The 19,483-nt window shown below is 45.7% G+C and carries 15 protein-coding genes; 9 read left to right on the top strand and 6 right to left on the bottom strand.

Annotation, left to right across the window (positions count from 1 at the left end; translation table 11 throughout):
* Positions 1-121: 121 nt before the first annotated feature.
* Complete coding sequence (locus ESB13_RS02830; protein ID WP_129001518.1) at positions 122-1,279, bottom strand: zinc-dependent alcohol dehydrogenase; 1,158 nt, start codon at positions 1,277-1,279, stop codon at positions 122-124.
* Between the two features lie 146 nt (positions 1,280-1,425).
* Here ESB13_RS02830 and ESB13_RS02825 point away from each other — a divergent pair, with 146 nt between their 5' ends.
* The 4 genes from ESB13_RS02825 (at position 1,426) to ESB13_RS02810 (ending at position 6,415) form a co-directional block, all read left to right on the top strand.
* Positions 1,426-2,331 carry an SDR family NAD(P)-dependent oxidoreductase gene (locus ESB13_RS02825; protein WP_129001517.1) on the top strand — a complete coding sequence of 302 codons (906 nt, stop codon included), beginning with the start codon at positions 1,426-1,428 and terminating at the stop codon, positions 2,329-2,331.
* Positions 2,332-2,742: 411 nt separating this feature from the next.
* Positions 2,743-3,963, top strand: coding sequence for a DUF2252 domain-containing protein (locus ESB13_RS02820; protein ID WP_129001516.1), 1,221 nt, complete (start codon positions 2,743-2,745; stop codon positions 3,961-3,963).
* 38 nt (positions 3,964-4,001) lie between these two features.
* The gene (locus tag ESB13_RS02815) at positions 4,002-4,658 is read left to right on the top strand and encodes a DUF6766 family protein (RefSeq protein ID WP_129001515.1); all 657 of its coding nucleotides are present in this window, start codon (positions 4,002-4,004) and stop codon (positions 4,656-4,658) included.
* A 98-nt stretch (positions 4,659-4,756) separates the two neighbouring features.
* A complete protein-coding gene (locus tag ESB13_RS02810) occupies positions 4,757-6,415 on the top strand; it encodes an alpha-amylase family protein (RefSeq protein WP_129001514.1) in 1,659 nt (552 codons plus the stop codon).
* A gap of 72 nt (positions 6,416-6,487) precedes the next feature.
* Here ESB13_RS02810 and ESB13_RS02805 read toward each other — a convergent pair whose 3' ends face one another.
* The gene (locus ESB13_RS02805; RefSeq protein WP_129001513.1) at positions 6,488-7,666 is read right to left on the bottom strand and encodes an MFS transporter; all 1,179 of its coding nucleotides are present in this window, start codon (positions 7,664-7,666) and stop codon (positions 6,488-6,490) included.
* Between the two features lie 268 nt (positions 7,667-7,934).
* Positions 7,935-8,753, bottom strand: coding sequence for a helix-turn-helix domain-containing protein (locus tag ESB13_RS02800; RefSeq protein ID WP_129001512.1), 819 nt, complete (start codon positions 8,751-8,753; stop codon positions 7,935-7,937).
* 161 nt (positions 8,754-8,914) lie between these two features.
* On the opposite strand from ESB13_RS02800, the gene ESB13_RS02795 reads away from it, so the two are divergent.
* Together ESB13_RS02795 and ESB13_RS02790 are read left to right on the top strand one after the other, a co-directional pair.
* Positions 8,915-9,925 carry an SDR family NAD(P)-dependent oxidoreductase gene (locus tag ESB13_RS02795; protein WP_129001511.1) on the top strand — a complete coding sequence of 337 codons (1,011 nt, stop codon included), beginning with the start codon at positions 8,915-8,917 and terminating at the stop codon, positions 9,923-9,925.
* Between the two features lie 72 nt (positions 9,926-9,997).
* A complete protein-coding gene (locus ESB13_RS02790; protein WP_129001510.1) occupies positions 9,998-10,816 on the top strand; it encodes an AraC family transcriptional regulator in 819 nt (272 codons plus the stop codon).
* A gap of 18 nt (positions 10,817-10,834) precedes the next feature.
* Here ESB13_RS02790 and ESB13_RS02785 read toward each other — a convergent pair whose 3' ends face one another.
* Entirely contained in the window at positions 10,835-11,701 is an 867-nt protein-coding gene (locus ESB13_RS02785) for a hypothetical protein (RefSeq protein WP_129001509.1), read from the bottom strand.
* A 484-nt stretch (positions 11,702-12,185) separates the two neighbouring features.
* On the opposite strand from ESB13_RS02785, the gene ESB13_RS02780 reads away from it, so the two are divergent.
* On the top strand, positions 12,186-12,566 hold the full coding sequence (locus tag ESB13_RS02780; RefSeq protein WP_129001508.1) for a GreA/GreB family elongation factor: 381 nt from the start codon (positions 12,186-12,188) through the stop codon (positions 12,564-12,566).
* A 207-nt stretch (positions 12,567-12,773) separates the two neighbouring features.
* Here ESB13_RS02780 and ESB13_RS02775 read toward each other — a convergent pair whose 3' ends face one another.
* Complete coding sequence (locus ESB13_RS02775) at positions 12,774-13,757, bottom strand: aldo/keto reductase (RefSeq protein WP_129001507.1); 984 nt, start codon at positions 13,755-13,757, stop codon at positions 12,774-12,776.
* Positions 13,758-13,894: 137 nt separating this feature from the next.
* Here ESB13_RS02775 and ESB13_RS02770 point away from each other — a divergent pair, with 137 nt between their 5' ends.
* Both ESB13_RS02770 and ESB13_RS02765 read left to right on the top strand, forming a co-directional pair.
* Positions 13,895-15,589, top strand: a complete 1,695-nt coding sequence (locus tag ESB13_RS02770) for a GH39 family glycosyl hydrolase (RefSeq protein ID WP_129001506.1) — start codon at positions 13,895-13,897, stop codon at positions 15,587-15,589.
* 27 nt (positions 15,590-15,616) lie between these two features.
* Positions 15,617-16,123, top strand: coding sequence for an AAA family ATPase (locus tag ESB13_RS02765; RefSeq protein WP_129001505.1), 507 nt, complete (start codon positions 15,617-15,619; stop codon positions 16,121-16,123).
* A gap of 1 nt (position 16,124) precedes the next feature.
* On the opposite strand, the gene ESB13_RS02760 is transcribed toward ESB13_RS02765, so the two are convergent.
* Complete coding sequence (locus tag ESB13_RS02760) at positions 16,125-19,325, bottom strand: glycoside hydrolase family 2 TIM barrel-domain containing protein (protein ID WP_220399536.1); 3,201 nt, start codon at positions 19,323-19,325, stop codon at positions 16,125-16,127.
* Between the last annotated feature and the right edge of the window lie 158 nt (positions 19,326-19,483).

Raw genomic sequence — 19,483 nt, 5'->3', positions numbered from 1 at the left:
CGGCCACCGATACCGGGGCCGCCCTGCCAAGCTATGGCTTGTTATGCTATTGGGTACAAGCTATAACATCCTTCCACTGTTTTTTACAGCATAAATTCAATCTGTTTATAGGAAAAGCCGCTTAGGGCTTTAACACAACCTTTACACAATCGTCTTCCTTATGCTTAAAGATCTCGTAGGCATGCGAAGCTTCCGCCAAAGGCAGCCTGTGTGAAATGATATCATCAAGCACCACTTTTCCTGTTTGTACCAGGCTGAACAGCTCATCGATATATTTCTGAACAGGCGCCTGCCCAAAACGCATGGTCAGGCCTTTGTCAAAGATCCTGTGAACAGGAAAATTATCATAGGGCGTTCCATAAACACCTACTACCGAAACAATGCCACCCCTCCGTACAGCCTTGATACAATTCTCCATAACTTTAATAGTACCTTTTTCAAGGTTGAGGGTGGCTTTTAGCTTTTCACCAAAGCTGCGGTTGGCTTCCACACCCACAGCATCAATGCAAACATCCGCTCCTCTTCCTCCGGTCATCTCCCTGATCACTTCTACAGGATCCAGCTCTTCTGAATTGATGGTTTCTACATTGTTTACCCTTTTGGCGCGCTCCAGCCTGTAATTAAGCGGATCGATAGCAATCACCCTGGCCGCACCTTTCAGCCAGGCGGCTTTTTGCGCCATTAACCCCACAGGACCACTACCAAATATGGCAACCGTCTCACCTCCTTTAACTTCACCCCAGTCAACAGCCGTCCAGCCCGTTGGAAAAATATCTGTAAGAAACAACACCTGCTCATCGGTAAGGTTGTCAGGGACTACACGAGGGTTAAAGTTGGCGTAGGGTACACGAACATACTCAGCCTGTCCGCCGTTGTAACCACCATATAGTTCGGTATAACCATAAAGACCACCACCCTTGCCGCTCGCAACATCACCTTCAGGTCCGTAGTGATCGGGGTTCGAATTCTCACAGGCGGGAGCCAGTCCATGATTACAGAAATAACAATGACCACAGGCTATAGGGAAAGGCACCACAATGCGATCGCCTTTTTTGATGTTGGTTACTCCTTTACCCACTTCTTCTACGATACCCATGAACTCATGCCCCAGCACCTCCGGCTTAGGTTGGGGAAAAAAGCCATCGTAAATATGCAGGTCACTTCCGCAAATAGCGGTGGATGTTACTTTCAGGATAAGATCATCCTCTTTTTCTATACGCGGATCCTCGACATTTTCGACACGGATGTCACCCGGCTTGTGAAATACTGCTGCTTTCATATTTTCTGGTTATGTGATGGTTCAATGCCTGATCAGGCTGACACAGTTTTTCATAAAACATCGTTCCCTGCCTTCCAGGAACCGCGTAAAACTACCGGGAACAGTTTTTTGCAGCTTAGAGACAGAATCAACAAAAAATAAAAATTATGAAAGAAGTAAACCTGGTAACACGTAATAAATATGCTTTGATCACAGGCGCCACCAGCGGCTTTGGATTCGAATTATCCCGCCTTCTCGCAAAGGACAGCTACAACCTTATACTCGTGGCTCGTAATGAAGGGCGGCTTCAGCAAATAGCCGACAATCTGAAAATGGAATTCGGTATTGAAGTAACACCCCTGGCCAAAGACCTCTTCAACCCACAAGCACCGCAGGAGATCTATGATAAAGTAGCTGAAATGGGGGTGACAATAGATGTATTGGTCAATGACGCAGGACAAGGGGAATGGGGCAAATTCGCAGAGATAGAGCTGCAACGCAGCCTCGATATTATCCAGCTAAACATCAGCTCCCTTGTTGCACTCACCAGGCTATTCCTGACAGATATGATAGCAAGAGGCGAAGGCAGGATCCTTCAGCTTGGTTCAGAAGCGGGTAAGGCGCCTATGCCGCTATTGTCTGTATACGCCGCAACAAAAGCGTTTGTTTTATCTTTCAGCGCCGCTTTAAGTAATGAGGTAAAGGATACAGGTGTTACCATCACCGTATTATTACCCGGTGCGGCAGATACTGACTTTTTCCATAAAGCCCATGCCGAACACACTAAAACCTACCGGGAAGAAGCGCTGCAAACACCGGAAGAAGTGGCCCTTGATGGTTATGAAGCCTTAATGAGCGGAGAAAGCAAAGTGATCTCCGGCGGCAAAACAAAAATGCACGTTCTGATGGCCAACATGATGCCCGATGCGGCAAATGCAGCCAATATGCGCAAGAACATGGAACCATCTGATAAAACGGATGGACGAACAGAACCCGGCCACGAGGCTTCTGCCGTTGAACGGGAAAAGATCTCGGAACAAACAGGCACCTTCAGTGGCGACTATAAAAGTTAGAAACAGGAATATACGCAACATGCCAGCCTGCCGTTCAAAAACAGATACGGCAGCTGGCCATTCCGGCTGAATGGATAACAAGCCACGATCGTTTCAATGCTGTTTGCCACGATCTAGGCCCCCGGCCGGTTCCCTTTGTCTTTATTCTTTGCCTGGGTAATGAGGAAGCCAATTACCACAATAACAACAACCACTAGTGCAATCAACGGAACTACCATATCATATCGTTTAATACGATTTATAAAATATCATTCCTCCAATTATAAACGGTGCAGCTGCGAAGTAGGAGTATTTGCCACCCAAACCTATTGTAAACCAGGGAACCAGCGGCTATTCAGGCAGATTTGGATAAACTGATTGAATTTGGCATAGAGATAGAGACTGTTTTTAAAAATACATGAGAAACAACCAATGGACGAATTTATTGCAGCCATTCAACAATTTAACAGCAACAGGCTCCCCGATATGGTTGGCCTGAAGTACCAGCTAATGCTGGAAAATATGTTCCGGTTTTACCGGGGCACCTGTTTCCTGTTTTATGATGACCTTCATAAAGAAACCGGATTCCCGTCTTCTCCCCTTTCATGGATTTCCGGCGACCTGCATCTTGAAAACTTCGGCAGCTATAAAGGAGATAACAGGCTGGTCTATTTCGATCTTAACGATTTTGACGAGGCGGTACTGGCACCTGCGCTCTGGGAAGTTGCACGTACGCTAACCAGCATATTCATAGCATTTAAATCAATGGATATTGACGAAGAAAAAGCGATCCGCATGGCGCAGTTGTTTATGAAAAACTATGCCTGTACGCTCGCTAACGGCAAAGCCAAACACCTCGAAACAAAAACAGCCAATGGAATTGTATGCGATTTTTTACAAGCTGTAAGAAACCGGAAATACCGCGACGTTCTAAGCAAACGTACCATCCGCAAAAAAGACCGGTTAGCAATTTTACTTGACGATGTCCGCCATAAAAAACTGGATAAAGACCTTAAAAAGGAACTGAAAGCGCATATGAACGAGTGGATAAAAACAAGCGATGAAGGTCCTTACCATTATAGTGCGGAAGACGTGGTGTTCCGTATAGCGGGCACCGGCAGCATGGGCGTAAAACGTTATGCATTCCTGCTAAAAAGCGAACGCTCAGAAGGTAAGTATTTATTGCTGGACATGAAGCAGGCGGTACCGTCTGGCCTTACGCCATATTTAAATAGCGCCCAGCCGCAATGGAATACTGAAGCGGAAAGGGTTGTGGCCATCCAGAAAAGAATGCAGAACGTCTCTCCTGCCCTGTTAAGCACTACTGTTTTTAAAGGCGAATCATACATTATCCAGGAAATGCACCCCGAAAAAGACAATTTCAATTTTAAGTTCGTGAAAGACCGCTACAGGGATATGTACCAGGTTATCGATGATATGGCCATGCTAACTGCCTCCGCCCAGCTGCGCAGTTCCGGCAGGCAGGGATCTGCCATAGCCGACGAACTGATTGAATTGGGCAACTCAGATCATTGGCAGGAACCTTTACTGAATTACTGCATGAAGGAATGTACAGTGATGGCAGACAGGTATATGGCTTTTCAGAAAGCATACTCGGAGAACGCATTTCCACCAACGGACCTTCATTCCTAAAGCCTTTGTCCAGATATTCTTTATAAAAATCACTATCAATGAAACGCCTCTTTAGTAATAACGCCCTTACAATTGTTTTTGCTGTCCTGTTTCTTTTTTCATTGGCAGGTCAGTCATTAACAGGCTGGAAGCAATATAACCAGGAGCGCGAAGAAAATCATAAGCCTGGACTTTCTATGGCAGCCTATCTGCACACAGGGCATTTTATCCAGGCCACTTTTGAAAACTGGGAAAGTGAATTTCTTCAGATGGGACTATTTGTTATTCTGGCAGTCAAATTAAGACAGAAAGGATCTTCCGAGTCAAAATCGTTCGAAGAAGAAGAGGTAGACCGGGAACCCGACCCTAACCGGGAATCGGCTCCCTGGCCGGTAAAAAAAGGAGGTTTTATCCTGAAGCTTTATAAAAACTCTTTGTCCATTTGTTTCTTCACTTTGTTCTTCCTTTCGTTCGCCCTGCATTTCTATGGAAGCTTAAAAGGATATAATGAAGAACAAATGGATAAAAACCTGCCAACGGAAGGAGCGCTTCAATATATTTCGAACCCTAATTTCTGGTTCGAATCGCTGCAAAACTGGCAAAGTGAATTCTTATCAGTGTTCTCACTTGTAGTATTCAGCATTTTCCTCCGGCAGCAAGGCTCTCCGCAGTCCAAGCCCGTAGACGCGGCAGACAGCGAAACCGGGGCAGGCTAAAGATAGCCGGCGGCAGCCAGGCACCCTGCCATCGGCAGGTTTAGCAAATGCTGCCAGGGAACACTTCTTGCAATTGATTGAAGCAAACTAAAGTTGACATGAAAAGAGGCCAGTTACTAATAATATTCCTGTTCTATACCATCCTCCCCCCTGAATCACAGGCGCAACAGGCAGACGATCCGTTATGGTTTAAGAAAAGCATCATCTATAATCTGGATGTACATACCTACAAGGACAGTGACGGAGATGGGAAAGGGGATTTTAAAGGACTGGCACAGCAGCTTGATTATATTAGATCATTGGGCGTTGATGTAATATGGCTGGCTCCTTTTCAGCCTTCGCCCAAGGAAGATGATGGATATGATATTTCCGATTATTATACAATTGACAGCAGTTGCGGTAATTTTTCCGACTTCGCCGCCTTCCTGCAACAGGCACAGCAGCGGGATATAAAAGTGATAATGGATATGGTATTGAACCATAGCTCAAACAAACATCCATGGTTCGTTGAATCAGCCACAGACAGCACCTCCAGGTATCGCAAATGGTATTCGTGGACAAAAGAGCGTCCTTCTAACTACAACAAAGGCATGGCATTCCCGGGTGTGCAACAGGAGATATGGAGTTACACGCCATCTGCGAAAGCCTATTATTATCACCGTTTCTACAGGTTTGAGCCGGACTTGAACTTTCAAAACCCCGAAGTACGGGCAGAAAGCAAAAAGATCATCAGCTTCTGGCTACAGAAAGGATTAAAGGGATTTAGACTGGACGCAGTTCCGTTTATGCTTGAAAAGGCGATACCCGGTGAGGATAAACCTCCCCAGGACTTTAAGATGCTGTATGACTTTCATAAATCAGTTAAGGATGCAGTGCTCCTGGGTGAAGCCAATGTTGCCCCGGAAGAAAATATCAAATACTTTGGTAAAAACGGGCAGGGCTTGCATATGATGTTCAACTTTTATGTTAATCAGTATCTTTTTTATGCCTTGGCAACAGGCAAAACAAGTCTGCTGAAAAAAGCATTGCTGGAAACCAAAACGCATCCGGCCAATACGCAGTTTGTTCATTTTCTGCGTAACCATGATGAAATAGACCTTGGCCGTTTAACAAAAGAGCAGCGTGAAGAGGTAAGCAAGGTAATGGGCCCCGAAAAGGATATGCAGCTATATGACAGGGGCATCAGGCGGCGGCTGGCGCCCATGCTAAGCAATGACCCGGCACACCTGGCGATGGCTTATAGTTTCCTGATGGCGCTGCCTGGCACACCAGTGATACGGTCGGGCGACGAAATTGGAATGGGAGACGATTTACATCTGAAAGAACGTTTATCAGTAAGAACTCCCATGCAATGGTCAGCCACAGAAAACGCAGGCTTTACAAGTGCAAAAAAAACTTTCAGGCCGGTTATTTCCAAAGGTGAATATGGCTACAAAAAAGTAAATGTGGCACACCAGGACACAACCGCCAACTCCTTACTGAACGAGGTAAGAAAACTGGCGCAACTGAGGAGATCGCATCCCGAAACGGGAACAGGCAAATGGCAGTTGCTGGATGCAGGAGATAGCAGTATTGTTGCCATTCAATATGAGAATAAACTTATCACACTGCATAATTTCAGCCCTAAGCCCTCCCATGCCGTGATCAACTTAAATAACGCGGGGAGCATTGCAGATCCTGAGTTAAAACACGCAGCAGGCAGATACGAGATTGAGCTAAAAGGTTATGGATATAAATGGGTGGCTATTGATAAGTGATAAACCTACAAACCTTAAGCCTTCATGGGGAAGACTACTTATAGCGCTATGACCAGTTCGCTAAAACCGGCTTCAGGCACATCTTGTATACAGCACAAACGTAACTAATATTATCCCCCCTGCTATAGCATATAACAAGGCCGGGCTATAATAATAGATAACAGCTGCCCCCAGGGGAACAACTACCCTGGTACATGACTGTAAACTTTGGTTTACGCCATGCAATTTCCCTTGTTTACTAACATCAACAGATTTTGAGAGGTTGCTGTTAAACGTTGGATCGAACAGCCCCTCACCCGTCAGGATCAATACTACAGCCAACGCTACAAACACTACAGACAACAGCATAATACTCAAAAGCACTGATATAAGTCCTGTTGCAAGTATCAACAGCCCTATCATCCCAATCCTTCTTTCACTGAAATGTTTCAGCATAAACGGCAGTAGCAGGGCGCGTGAAAAAATATCACATGCACCTGCCAGCGTGAGGATGCCCCCAATGAACGCAGGCCCCCATTTAAAAACATCTTTGAGGAATACTGTAAAATTAAACTGGAAGATCTCCAGGCCGGTATAAAACAGTACACCAGTTGTAAGCAGCATGCCCACTTCTTTTAAACGAAAGATCTCCTTGATATGCGAAAACGTGTTGAAGCTTTGCAACGACAGTTGCCTGGTTCGTTTCCCCGGAGGCAGTGATTCAGGCAGCAGAAAATACACCGCTAAAGCAGAAAGAAAGATGATGCCGGCCGTAACAAAAAATGGCAGGGATAAGGAGATGCTGCCTAACAACCCACCCAATGCGGGGCCGGCCAGCATCCCCATCCCCATTACCGAACCAATATAGGCAAACCATCTGGTGCGCTCCTCAGGCTCCGTAGTATCGGAGATATAAGCGAATAAAGTGCTGATATTGCCAGCAGTAAGACCATCTATAATACGGCCAAGGAAAAGGATCCATAATGCGCCTCCGGCACCAAATAAAATATAACCTGCTACAGAGCCTAGCAGGCTTATAATAAGCACACTTTTCCGGCCATACCTGTCACTTAACGCACCCAAAACAGGCGCTGCAAAAAATGTACATACCGCAAACACCGACATAAGCGCACTCATCCCTACAACTACCCGCTGGGCAGGCAGGTACTTACCTACCAAAAAAGGGAGCAGCGGCAGCACGACCGACATACCTACAGCATTCATCAGCACAATTCCTAAAATAATCCATAATGCAGTTTTCTTCGACTTCATGTTCATATGCTATTGTTTGAAATCTTCACTCACCGGCATACGCCTATCCCCCGTCCTATAAAGAACATACTTCAATGATGCATACTACAACTCCGTCTTCTTCGGGAATCCAGCAGCTGGTTACCTGATCAGAAGTAGCTGGCAGCAACACCGGGTATGGCGTTTGCAAACAGGCTTATAATACCACCGGCGCTGCAACGGCTGTGCGGGAAATGATTCACATGGTGAATGATATGATTGAGAAGCAAAATTGCAGAAGATCTCTGCATCAGGCTTGTACAAATGCGACAAAATCGTCGCTAACAGCCTGTTTCCTCTTTTGAGCTTTGCGTGCAAATGCGGCTGGAGTAGTGCCGCTATAACGTTTGAATTCCCTGCTCAGGTGAGACTGATCGGTATAACCCAATTCCATTGCCAACCCGGCAAGGTTCGCATCCGGGTACAGCCACAGATGATTTCTTGCCTGTTCAAAACGCATGAGCCCCGAAACATCTTTAACAGTAAAACCCGAAGACCGACGGAACTTACGTTCCAGTGTGCGCACTGTTGCGTGAGCCGCAGCAGCCACCTGGCTTACCGGCAAATTGCCGTTTGCTTTCTGCATCGCCACTCCCGCTTTGAATAACATACTATCGATGGCTACATGAGAACGCGCATCCAGGAAATACTGCTTTACCAATGCAATAGCCTCCTCTACCCTGCCCGCCTGCAGGTGTTGGCTTAACGCCGGCTGAAGCTGCGCTACGGGATGCTCAAATACGTGTACGCCATGCTTACCCGATGGCAATCCAAGCAAATCAAACACAGTCCATGGATAACATCTGACGCCGATGATCTGCAACACACCTTCCGCATTCAAATGAACAGGCTGGTTAAGAAGGCCCATCATAAACGGCGAGGGTAATGGCCGAAACACCTCTTGGGATGTAATGCAGCAAGGGCTTCCGAAATAAAAGATGATCTCGGCATAGCCATCAGGCATTATTTCAAAACTCGATTGTATTTGCCCGAAGTCCCTGCTATTATACCAGAAACATTTAATGGTGTCCTGTAGTTCTTCGGGGGACTCAAATTCCCTGTGCTGCATGCTGAAATTTAGCAAAAACAATGTTACGGGCGACGCTTTTTCATTTTCCCGGCAATAGAGCAGGCAAATTCAGGTCTTTTAAACAAAGCATATTCGGCCTTTTGAACAAACTGAGCCAGCAAACAGCCTCCTAGTTTTGTAACAGCAAAAAACAAACTAAAATGATACAGAACAACTACCAGGGCGCGCTTCAGCACCCGATAGGCACGGGTTTTAACGCCCATTCCACTACAACAGAGGTGATAAAAGGGATTGACCTCACTGGTAAAGTGGCCATTGTCACCGGCGGCAATACAGGTATTGGCCTGGAAACCACCAAAACACTTGCAATTGCCGGCGCCACAGTGATCGTTCCGGCAAGAGATCTCGCAAAGGCAGAGAAAAACCTGCAAGGCATCGCCGGAGTGGAGATAGCGGAAATGGACATGATGGATCCTGCCTCTATAGACCGCTTTGCAGGCAGCTTCCTCTCATCCAAACGCCCCCTGCATCTGCTAATCAATAATGCAGGCATTATGTGGGTGCCGCTGCGCCTGGATGAACGGGGTATTGAATCGCAGCTGGCCACCAACTATATCGGTCAATTTCACCTTACGGCAAAACTATGGCCGGCGCTCAGGCAGGCAAATGGCGCCAGGGTGGTCAACGTTTCATCTCTTGGACACCAGATGTCATCTTTTGATTTCGATGATCCTAATTTCAGACTTCGCAGTTACGAAACATTAAAAGCCTATGGACAATCAAAAACAGCCAGCAACCTCTTTGCCCTGGAACTCGACAACCGTGCAAAGGCCTTTCATGTAAGAGCTTATTCCGTACATCCGGGTTCCATAGCAGGAACAGAACTCGCCCGCGAAGCCTCCGTAGAGCTGTTTCAAAAGCTGGGATTTCTGAATGAAGAAGGAAAGATCCGCCCCGAAGTGCTGGCTACGCTGAAGACTATTCCACAGGGAGCCGCCACCACCGTATGGGCTGCAACCAGTTCGCAACTCAGCAATATCGGAGGCGTCTATTGCGAAGACTGCGATATAGCAGAACTGCTCCCCCCGGATACCAGCCATACCCAACAGCATCAAAGTGGCGTACAGCAGTATGCACTGGACGAACAAAGCGCAAAAAGGCTCTGGACGTTAACCGAAGAGATGACCGGCATACAATTCACGGTCAGCTAAGCATATGCCCCTGTACGCAAGGGGTAATTTATCCTAATTTTGTAACTGCTACCAGGCAAACGAGATACTAATATGGAATACCAGGCCAAATATATTACCGAAAACATCAAACTGTCGTGTTACCAGGACAAGTTCTTTAAATCCGACATCTTGTTCGAGCATCATATGCTTATCTGGTTTATTTCAGGTGAAACAAAAATTGTCCGGGCAGAGGGAACCTATCTTTTCAAAAAAGGGGATATCTTCTTAATACCAAGAAATCAGCTGGCCACTATCATCAACTATCCCACAAACGGACTGCCGCATAAAACAGTGGTGATGCACCTCACTACCGAATGGCTCAGGAATTTCTATTCCAGGCTTGATGTAAAACCCATAACAGCAGATGTACAAACCATAAGACACTATGCGGATCATCCTTTACTCGAAAGTTGCCTGGCATCGCTGATCCCGTATTTCGAAATGAAAGACCTACCCAAAGACATCGCAAGCCTAAAGATCACGGAAGCAGTCACCATACTTCGTTCTATAGACGCAAGCATAGACAATATACTCGCTAATTTTGAGGAACCCGGCAAGATTGATCTGGCAGACTACATGGAAAAGAATTTCATGTTTAACATGCCGCTGGAAAAGTTTGGGTATCTTACCGGGAGGAGCTTAACAACTTTCAAAAGAGATTTCAGGAAAGCATTTGCCGCAACACCGCAGCGATGGCTCACCAGGAAACGCCTGGACCTGGCGCATTACCAGTTCGTTGAAAAAAAGAAAAAACCTATCGACGTTTGTTATGAAGTAGGATTTGAAAACTTATCGCATTTTTCTTTTGCTTTTAAGAAACAGTTTGGATATGCTCCCACCGAACTACTGGCATCACTTCCACATTCATAAAAGCAAGCAGCATCTCAATTATTTCCTTGCCATCTTCTTGTATTTATGAGAAAATATAAAAAACGGGATACCTGACGCAGAAAGTGTAATGCCTGATCCCAGCATCCACTGATAAGCAGACGGATGAATACTGTCTGATTCAGTGCTTGCAATCGCAGTGACAAACCCTAGTAATGTGAGAGGAACTCCAACTCCTATTGAAACCCATCCCAATGTTTTAAAGGTTTTATGTTTCCGCCAATATTCACTGTCCTTATCATATCGTACAGGATGCTCAGTCGTTGGGGTTACTCTCGCATTTTTAAGGCTATCCGCCAAATTAAATCTTCCAGGGAAAAACCGATATGCTACCCTTACTCCAATATGACTGGCAGCGAAACCGCCTTTATTCCATCTTTCGTAATTTCCAGAGAGCACAATGCGGTTGTTGATATAAGAACCAATGGTGAGGCCATATGTTGTTGAGCCATTCTGGTAGACGGTGTTATTGCCCGTGAAATAAGTAAACCCAAACTGGGGTTCAGCAAAAAATGACCTATAGCGCGCATTAACTCCCAGCTTTACAGGAATGGATGTGAAATGCATATTACCACCGGCAACAGCCAGGGAGGACTTGCTGGCATGATAGCTTATAAAACCTGTCTGTAACAACACGCCATAAAGCTTATTTAGTCGATGCAGATATTTTACAGCTCCTCCGATACCGTAATTATATCCAGCCTCAGTAAAACCATAAGCACTGTTGTTCTTTCTAAAATCACCAACAGGAATGGCATACTCAGGGCCTAAGCACATTTCCGATGCTTGAAAAGCCCGCTTTTCCTGCGCATATGAAACGGAGAAAAGTACAGAAAACAGCAGAAACAGGAAAGCGCCCCTTTTCATCTTGTGGTGTTTAATCTTTGAGATAAAACAAAGTTGTAGCTTCCAATTTAGAACAAAAACGGTGAATAACCTCTTTGCCTGTTTACAGGCTATCACTATGCAGCATTGCAGATTTTAACTTATATGTTGTAAAGAATCGTGTAACTTGTGATCTCAATTGTTTTTTCATGAATAGCGCTCATACATATCATTCATTTGTTCCCTGTGGTATCACAGGTAATAATGGTATGCATAGGCAGCTCCCTTCTTACGGTAAAGTCTACTTCTTTTCCAGCTTTAAAGACTTTAACACTATTTCCCCGGCCGTCATAAGCTAAGGTCCGGGGATCGGATCATTCCGGGTTTACATTCTATTTACAGTACCAGCCTTTGATGTTTTGCCACACATCAGGCAGTCAGCTTTTCACTTACACACAGCCCGGAGTCAAAGGTTTTCCAACAGGTTACGCTATCATTTTTATAAATACATTAAATTATATAGATCATGAGTGTACAAATTAAAAACCCCGTTATTGTTATGGAGGAAGACTACCAGGTCTTAAAAGGTTACATCAACGCTGGCGCAGAAAGAGAAGATGAAATGACGCTCAGCAGTGAATTAAAAAGAGCTATTGTCGTTAACAAAGCAGCCTTTCCTTCACACGCCATACGATTAGGCTCCCGCGTATCTGTACTGGATCTAACGACCAACAAGGTAGTTGAATTCACTCTTGTGATGCCGGCCGATGCCAACATGCAAAGGAATAAAGTCTCTATCCTTACGCCCATAGGCGCTGCCCTCATCGGCTTTCGTAAAGGAGAAGAAGTACAATGGCAAGTACCGGGCGGTCTTAAAAGATTCAGGATATTGGACGTTGCAAATTAAGTTATGTTTATAAAGGTGCAAAGCTTCATTACTACCGACCGCATACCGGCGATGTGCATATATAACAAAGAGGCCGTATCATAAGTGCGATACGGCCTCTTCCCATTCGGTTCCCTGGCAGAGAAGCTCCCCGTTTAAGCGGCTCTCGGCGGCTAGTTTTATTTATAAGTCATCCTCTTAATTTTATTGTATGGGATATACCGGCTGCTAAAAGCCGCCTCTGATTTTACCGATAATTTTATTATTATACAGTGCTTTAAGCTCACCCATGGTTTGAGAATCAAAATCGGGCAAAGCGGACGCTTTTACATTGCTTTGTACCTGGCTTGTACTGGTGGCTCCGGGAATGACTGTTGTAATGGCGTCATGCTGCAGGATCCATTTTATACTTTGCCGGGCCAGTATACCTTCGGGAAGAATACCTTTAATTTCCTCAGCCAGCTTCACTCCTTCCTGGAATTCAATACCGCTGAATGTTTCTCCCACATTAAATACATCGCCGTTAGCATTGTAGTTGCGGTGATCATTTTTATCAAAAACTGTTGCAGTTGTAAACTTCCCGCTCAACAGGCCACTGGCCAATGGTACACGGGCTATAAGAGCAGTTTCCTGCTTCCTGGCTTTGGCAAAGAATTCGTCGGCCAGATGCTGGCGAAAAAGGTTGAATATGATCTGCAGCGAAGCTACATCCTTATGTTCCAGGCAAATCAGCGCCTCTTCCGCCGTTTCTACACTAACGCCAAAATATTTGATAAGCCCCTCCTGCTGAAGACGGCGAAGATGATCGAACACTTTTCCCCGGCGCAGTTCTTCTGTAGGTATGCAATGAAGCTGTTCCAGGTATAACTGATCCAGGCCCAGGTTTGTAAGAGAGTCTTCTACATGCCTTCTTATAGCGTCATAAGTGAAATTCCCGGGCCATCCATTAGAGGCATCATGCCGGCGGCCGAGTTTTGTAGCCACATACATATGTTTGCTTGTCTGCTGCAGGAATTTCTTTATCATCCTTTCACTGGTTCCCATACCATACACATCGGCCGTATCTATGAAGTTGCCTCCTTCTTCTGCATAGGTCTGAAGAATGCTCATACACTTATCCTCATCAACAACACCCCAGTCTGCACTACCCAGTTGCCAGGTACCTAAACCAATTTCAGCAATCTTATCGCCCTTAAAACTTCTGTATTTCATTGTAATTGAATAAATCTGTTGTTGGATAATAATGGCGCCAAAACACCATTCACAAAAATATAGAACGGCGGGAAAAACTGTTTACATTTATACTACCTTGTTAACAGGAATAATACAACATTCTTCAAACCAGCCATATGACTTCAATATTCTTGAAAAAGCTCCCGGGTGTTTGCCTGCTGATTGCTTTGTGTTCTATCAACACTTCCTATGCGCAGTCTCCCGTTATAAATGTAGACCTTAAACAGGAGCTTGCCCTAATGAAACCCGTATGGGCCTGGTTTGGATACGATGAGCCCAACTATACTTACATGAAGGATGGGAGAAAGTTGTTATCAGAAATTGCGGAGTTAAGTCCCGTTCCTGTATATGTACGCACCCATAGCCTTTTGGTAAGCGGCAATGGAGAAGCAGCGCTTAAATGGGGCTCCACCAACATTTACACAGAAACACCTGATGGTCATCCCGTTTACAACTGGTCTATTGTAGACAGTATATTCGACACCTACATTCACAGGAGTATGAAGCCGCTGGTCCAGATAGGCTTTATGCCGGAAGCACTTTCTACAAACCCCTCTCCTTACAGGCATTACTGGAAGCCCGGCGACCGTTACAGCGATATCATTACCGGCTGGGCGTATCCTCCAAAAGATTATAACAAATGGCGCGATCTTATATATGAATGGGGTAAACATTGTGTGGAGCGTTATGGAAAAGAGGAAGTGGAAAGCTGGTATTGGGAAGTATGGAACGAACCCAACGGGTATTATTGGAAAGGAACACAGGAAGATTTCTTCAAGCTTTATGACTATGCTGCCGATGGCCTGAAAAAAGCCCTGCCTGCAGCCAGGATCGGCGGAATAAATGTTGCCGCCACAAGTGGAAAAACCGGCACCGAATGGACCAGGAACTTTATTCAGCATTGTATTTCAGGTACCAACTATGCCACCGGCAACCGCGGTGCACCTATGGAGGCCATCCTGTTTCATGCCAAGGGCTCGCCTAAAGTTGTCAATGGTGCAGTACGGATGAACATGGCAACACAGTTACGGGATATAAAGGCCGGGTTTGAGATTGTAATGTCTTATCCCGAGACTCAAAACCTTCCTGTCATTATCGGCGAATCCGATCCTGAAGGCTGTGCCGCCTGCGGCATGGTCACCAACCCTGAAAATGCCTACCGTAACGGAACAATGTACTCGAGTTATACAGCAGCCTCATTTGCGCGGAAGTATCAGCTTGAAGATCTTACAGGAGCTAATTTTACAGGCGCTGTATCCTGGTCCTTTGAGTTTGAGAACCAACCCTGGTTCTATGGCTTTCGCGACCTGGCAACCAACGGCGTAGACAAACCGGTACTGAATGTCTTCAGAATGTTTGGTATGATGAAGGGCAAAAGAGTAAACGCCCTGAGTAACCGGATGTATCCCCTGGAAGAAGTGCTGCAGTCAAGTATGCATAAAACACAATCCGACATCGGAGCATTGGCTTCAAAAGATACCCTATCTGCCGCCGTGATGATCTGGAATTATCATGACGATGAAATTGCCGGACCTGCTGAAAAAGTGGATCTGAAGCTGGAGCATATTCCCGCCGGCAACGTAGCAGTGTCCATTTATTTGATCGACAAAACCCATAGTAACTCTTATGAGGTCTGGAAAGGTATGGGGTCGCCACAGCAACCTACAACAAAACAGATCAAAACACTGGAAGAATCGGGCAAACTAAGACGCGTTGACAGGAAGAAGCTGAAAACAAATTCCGGCAAACTTGAACTGCAGCTTTTACTGGAAAGACAGGCGGTGGCGTTGGTTACATTAGATTGGCAGTAAGATCAATTCGCAATCAAACAAGGTAATATGAAAATTGCAATAGCAGGAGCGCACAGGGTAGGGAAAACAACATTGGCGGAAGCGTTAGCAGCGGCGCTCCCCTCCTATACCCTCTATATGGAGCCATATTACGCACTGGAAGAATCCGGATATGCATTTTCAGACGAGCCTAATACGGATGACTTTATAAAACAATTTCAATATTCTGCAAAACAGATATCGAAGGCCGGAACCGATGCTATATTCGACAGATGTCCCATCGATATATTGGCTTACATTCATGCGATTGACGACACTCAGAACATTCAATCCTTATTTAACACCGCTCAACAGATCATCGCGGGAATAGACCTCCTGGTGTTTGTACCTATAGAAACGCCGGACATAATAGCGTGTGTACAATCAGATTTTCCTGCGCTCCGGACAAAGGTCAACGACATACTTTATGAATGGCTGGATGACTTCGATGTAAAAACCATTGAAATCAGTGGCGCTCTTCAGGACAGAAAAGAACAGGTTCTGAAGCAACTGTAAGCTACCGAACCGGTTCGATCATAAATGAAAAACTATAGTTTTTATAGGGAAGCAAGTATTGGCTCAGGGGCATAGAACGCCAGCTATCGATACCTCCTACTCCCATTTGTTTCCAGTCGATGTGCAATTGCGTCTGTGGTCTTTTAACGAGGTCTGTTGCGTGGCGCTGATGGCGGGAAAGGCCATCGTCGAGATCTTCGTCAAAGTAGTGTAAGGCGCTCATGCTTAACAGGGAGTCGGATGTAATTTTTAAACCGATACGTTCGCCATTAGCTATTTCAAACCATCTTATACCGGTTTTATTACCGGTTTCCTGCGGCACTACATAAGGGAAGAACTGTTCATCAACCGTTTGTTTATACAGGCCTACGTGCGCACTGAAAGCCCTGTCCTGGTAGTTTTCCCAGGGGCCTTTTCCATAATAGGTTATATTGTTAAATCCGGCCGGCATGATCCATTGCATGCCAAAACGCGGCAGAACCGGGACTTTATCCGACGAATCTTTTACTGTTACCAGTTTCTGGGATACCATCAGCTTTCCAGCCGCATTAAAGCAGTATTCGAGTTCCAGCCTGCCCTGGTACATTCCCGGCAAATGATAGGTAGCAAACACAAAGGCAAGGCCATCTGCAACAGAATCCCTGAAAGCTACCAGATCCTGTTGTTCTGTTGCTTTCTTCCATGGCAATAGTTTCTCCGGTGTACCGGCGCCAAAGTCGTTATCATTGGGAGCACGCCAGAAGCAAGGTTTGAATGGATAACTGGAATCTATAAAATTGACACCACCCCAACGGTACTGACGCAGTAAACCTGTTTTTTTATCGAAAACAATAGTGGCTTTGGTTCCGGTAATAGACAATTCATTCTCATCCTGTCTTTTCTGTAAATGGCCTTCCGCTTTAACAGCAATATGGTTTTTATAAGGCTCATTTAGCGCCAGTTGTTCAGTGGCAAGTATATGGCCGGCTGGCACCAGCGGCCGGGCCTGCTTAGTGCGGAATACGAGGTTCAGAAAAGCTTCACCTGTTGTTTTTGTACTGGCGGAAAGGAAAAAGTTCCGTGAATGTTGCGGCAGCACGTTTATGTTTTCAAGGGTACCTGACCGGATCTTCCTGCCATCAACAACCAGTTCCCAATTCATTGTAACATTGGATAGATCTGTAAAGTATTTTTCATTATAAATATTTACAGAGTCGTTGCCCACCAGCTTTGCATGAATATCCTGGTAAACCTTTTTCATTTCCCAGGCATGCGGGTAAGGCGTGCGGTTGGCGTAGAAGATGCCTTTAGCAGCATAGTTCCAATCGGTAATGGCTTCCTTTGGTTCATAGTCTCCGCCATAGGTATACACCGTATCTCCCTTTTCATTTACACGCTGGAAACACTGATCAACAAAATCCCAGATAAAGCCACCTTGAAAAATGTGCTTATTACTGCGTATCGCCTGCCAGTAATCGGTAAAATTACCAAGCGAATTTCCCATGGCGTGTGCATATTCACACATAATGAAGGGTCTTTGCGGATGCGGGTTGTTTTGCGCATATTCTATCATACCGGCCGGGGTGGGATACATGGGGTTGATGATATCCGAATCCCATTCCCAGATGAATTTCCTGTAATCGGCTACAGCCCTTTCATATTGCACCGGGCGGCTGCTGTCGCGCTGTTTCATCCAGAGATAACAGCTATAGAAGTTATAACCATTACCTGCCTCATTGCCCATACTCCAGGTGATAATAGAAGCATGATTTTTATCGCGCTCCATCATACGCTGCACTCTCTGCAAATGAGCATTCACCCACGAAGGACGGTTTGCCATGGTAGCAGTAATGTTATACCCCATACCATGTGATTCTATATTGGCTTCACCAACAACATACAAGCCATATTGATCACATAAGTCCAGCCACATTTCGCTATTAGGATAATGGCTTGTACGAACTGCATTTATATTAAACTGTTTCATCAGCATAATATCTTTGATCATAGCGTCGCGGGAAATAACATGACCTGTTTTAGGATCGGTTTCGTGCCTGTTCACGCCTTTTATAAGAATGGGTTTGCCATTCACCAGCATAAGCCCGTTTTTGATTTCTATTTTCCGGAAACCCACTTGCTGGCTGGTGCTTTCAAGCAGCTTGCCTTCGGCATTTTTAAGCCTGATCACTACCTGGTAAAGATCAGGCGTTTCGGCGCTCCATAATGCCGGCGCTGTTACGGGAAGATCCAGTTTCAGCAGCGCAGTGTCAAAAGCTGCTGTGCGGGAGGCTACCAGCTTGTTATTTGCCAGGAGCAATACTTCCGCCGTAGTGCGTTCCGATGGTTGCCGGTTAAGCGTCAGCGTTGTCCTGAGCAGGCCATTTGTACAGTTAGCGTCAAGTTCAGGCATCAGCTCAACATCATAAAGATGTGTAGCATTACGCGCCTGCAGATAACAACTGCGGGTAATGCCACTTAAACGCCACATATCCTGGTCCTCTATATAATTGGCGTCGCACCAACGCATTACCTTCAGGGTAATAAGATTGGAGCCTGTTTTGAGAAAAGGAGTAATATCAAATTCAGAAGGAAGCTTGCTGTCTTCGCCATATCCCACATACCTGCCATTTACCCAGACGGAGAGGTTCGACTTGGCGGCTCCAATATGCAGCACAACCTGCTTATCGTTCCAATCGTCGTTTATCGTCACTACTTTTCTATATATACCAACGGGGTTAAAGCTCATGGGAACGGCAGGCGGTTCAACATGACGCATGAGGTAGGCAAATTCGAAGCCTGATGTACAATAAATTGGAAAGCCGAAGCCATTCAGTTCCCAGTTGGCGGGAACCTGCATAAAAGACCACTGGCTATCATCGAACGCAGGCTTTTCAAAACCGGCGGGAAGGTCGGCAGGTCTATCGGCATATTTGAACTTCCAGCTACCATCGAGGCTTTGGTAGTTATGGGATAATTTCCAGTCGTTTTGTATGGCCAGTTTTTCATTTTCATATGAATAAAAAGAAGCGTGCATAGGCAGCCGGTTTTGTTCCGTTATTCTTTCGTCGAGCCAGGGAATGCCGGGTTGCGGCGCAGTAGTATCGTACAGCCTGCCTTCAGCGTTTCCGCCGGAAGTTAGTGTTGGACTTGACTGGGCGCCGGCGAGCTTACCAAGAACCATGATGACCGATGCGCATAAAAGACGCCTGTTAATTACATTCATAGAAAACATTTTAAACCAACCGAGAAACTATTCCGCATAACTATGGATACGACCCACTGTTTTCAGCATTTTCAACGAACAGCTTCATTGCAATGCGAAGACATTACTCTACACCGGATTCAATAGGCGGATACAAACGGGCCGGTTATTTACTGCCG

Source organism: Filimonas effusa (assembly GCF_004118675.1).
In the GTDB taxonomy this organism is placed as follows: Bacteria; Bacteroidota; Bacteroidia; order Chitinophagales; family Chitinophagaceae; genus Filimonas; species Filimonas effusa.
This window is presented reverse-complemented; position numbering and strand designations above follow the sequence as displayed.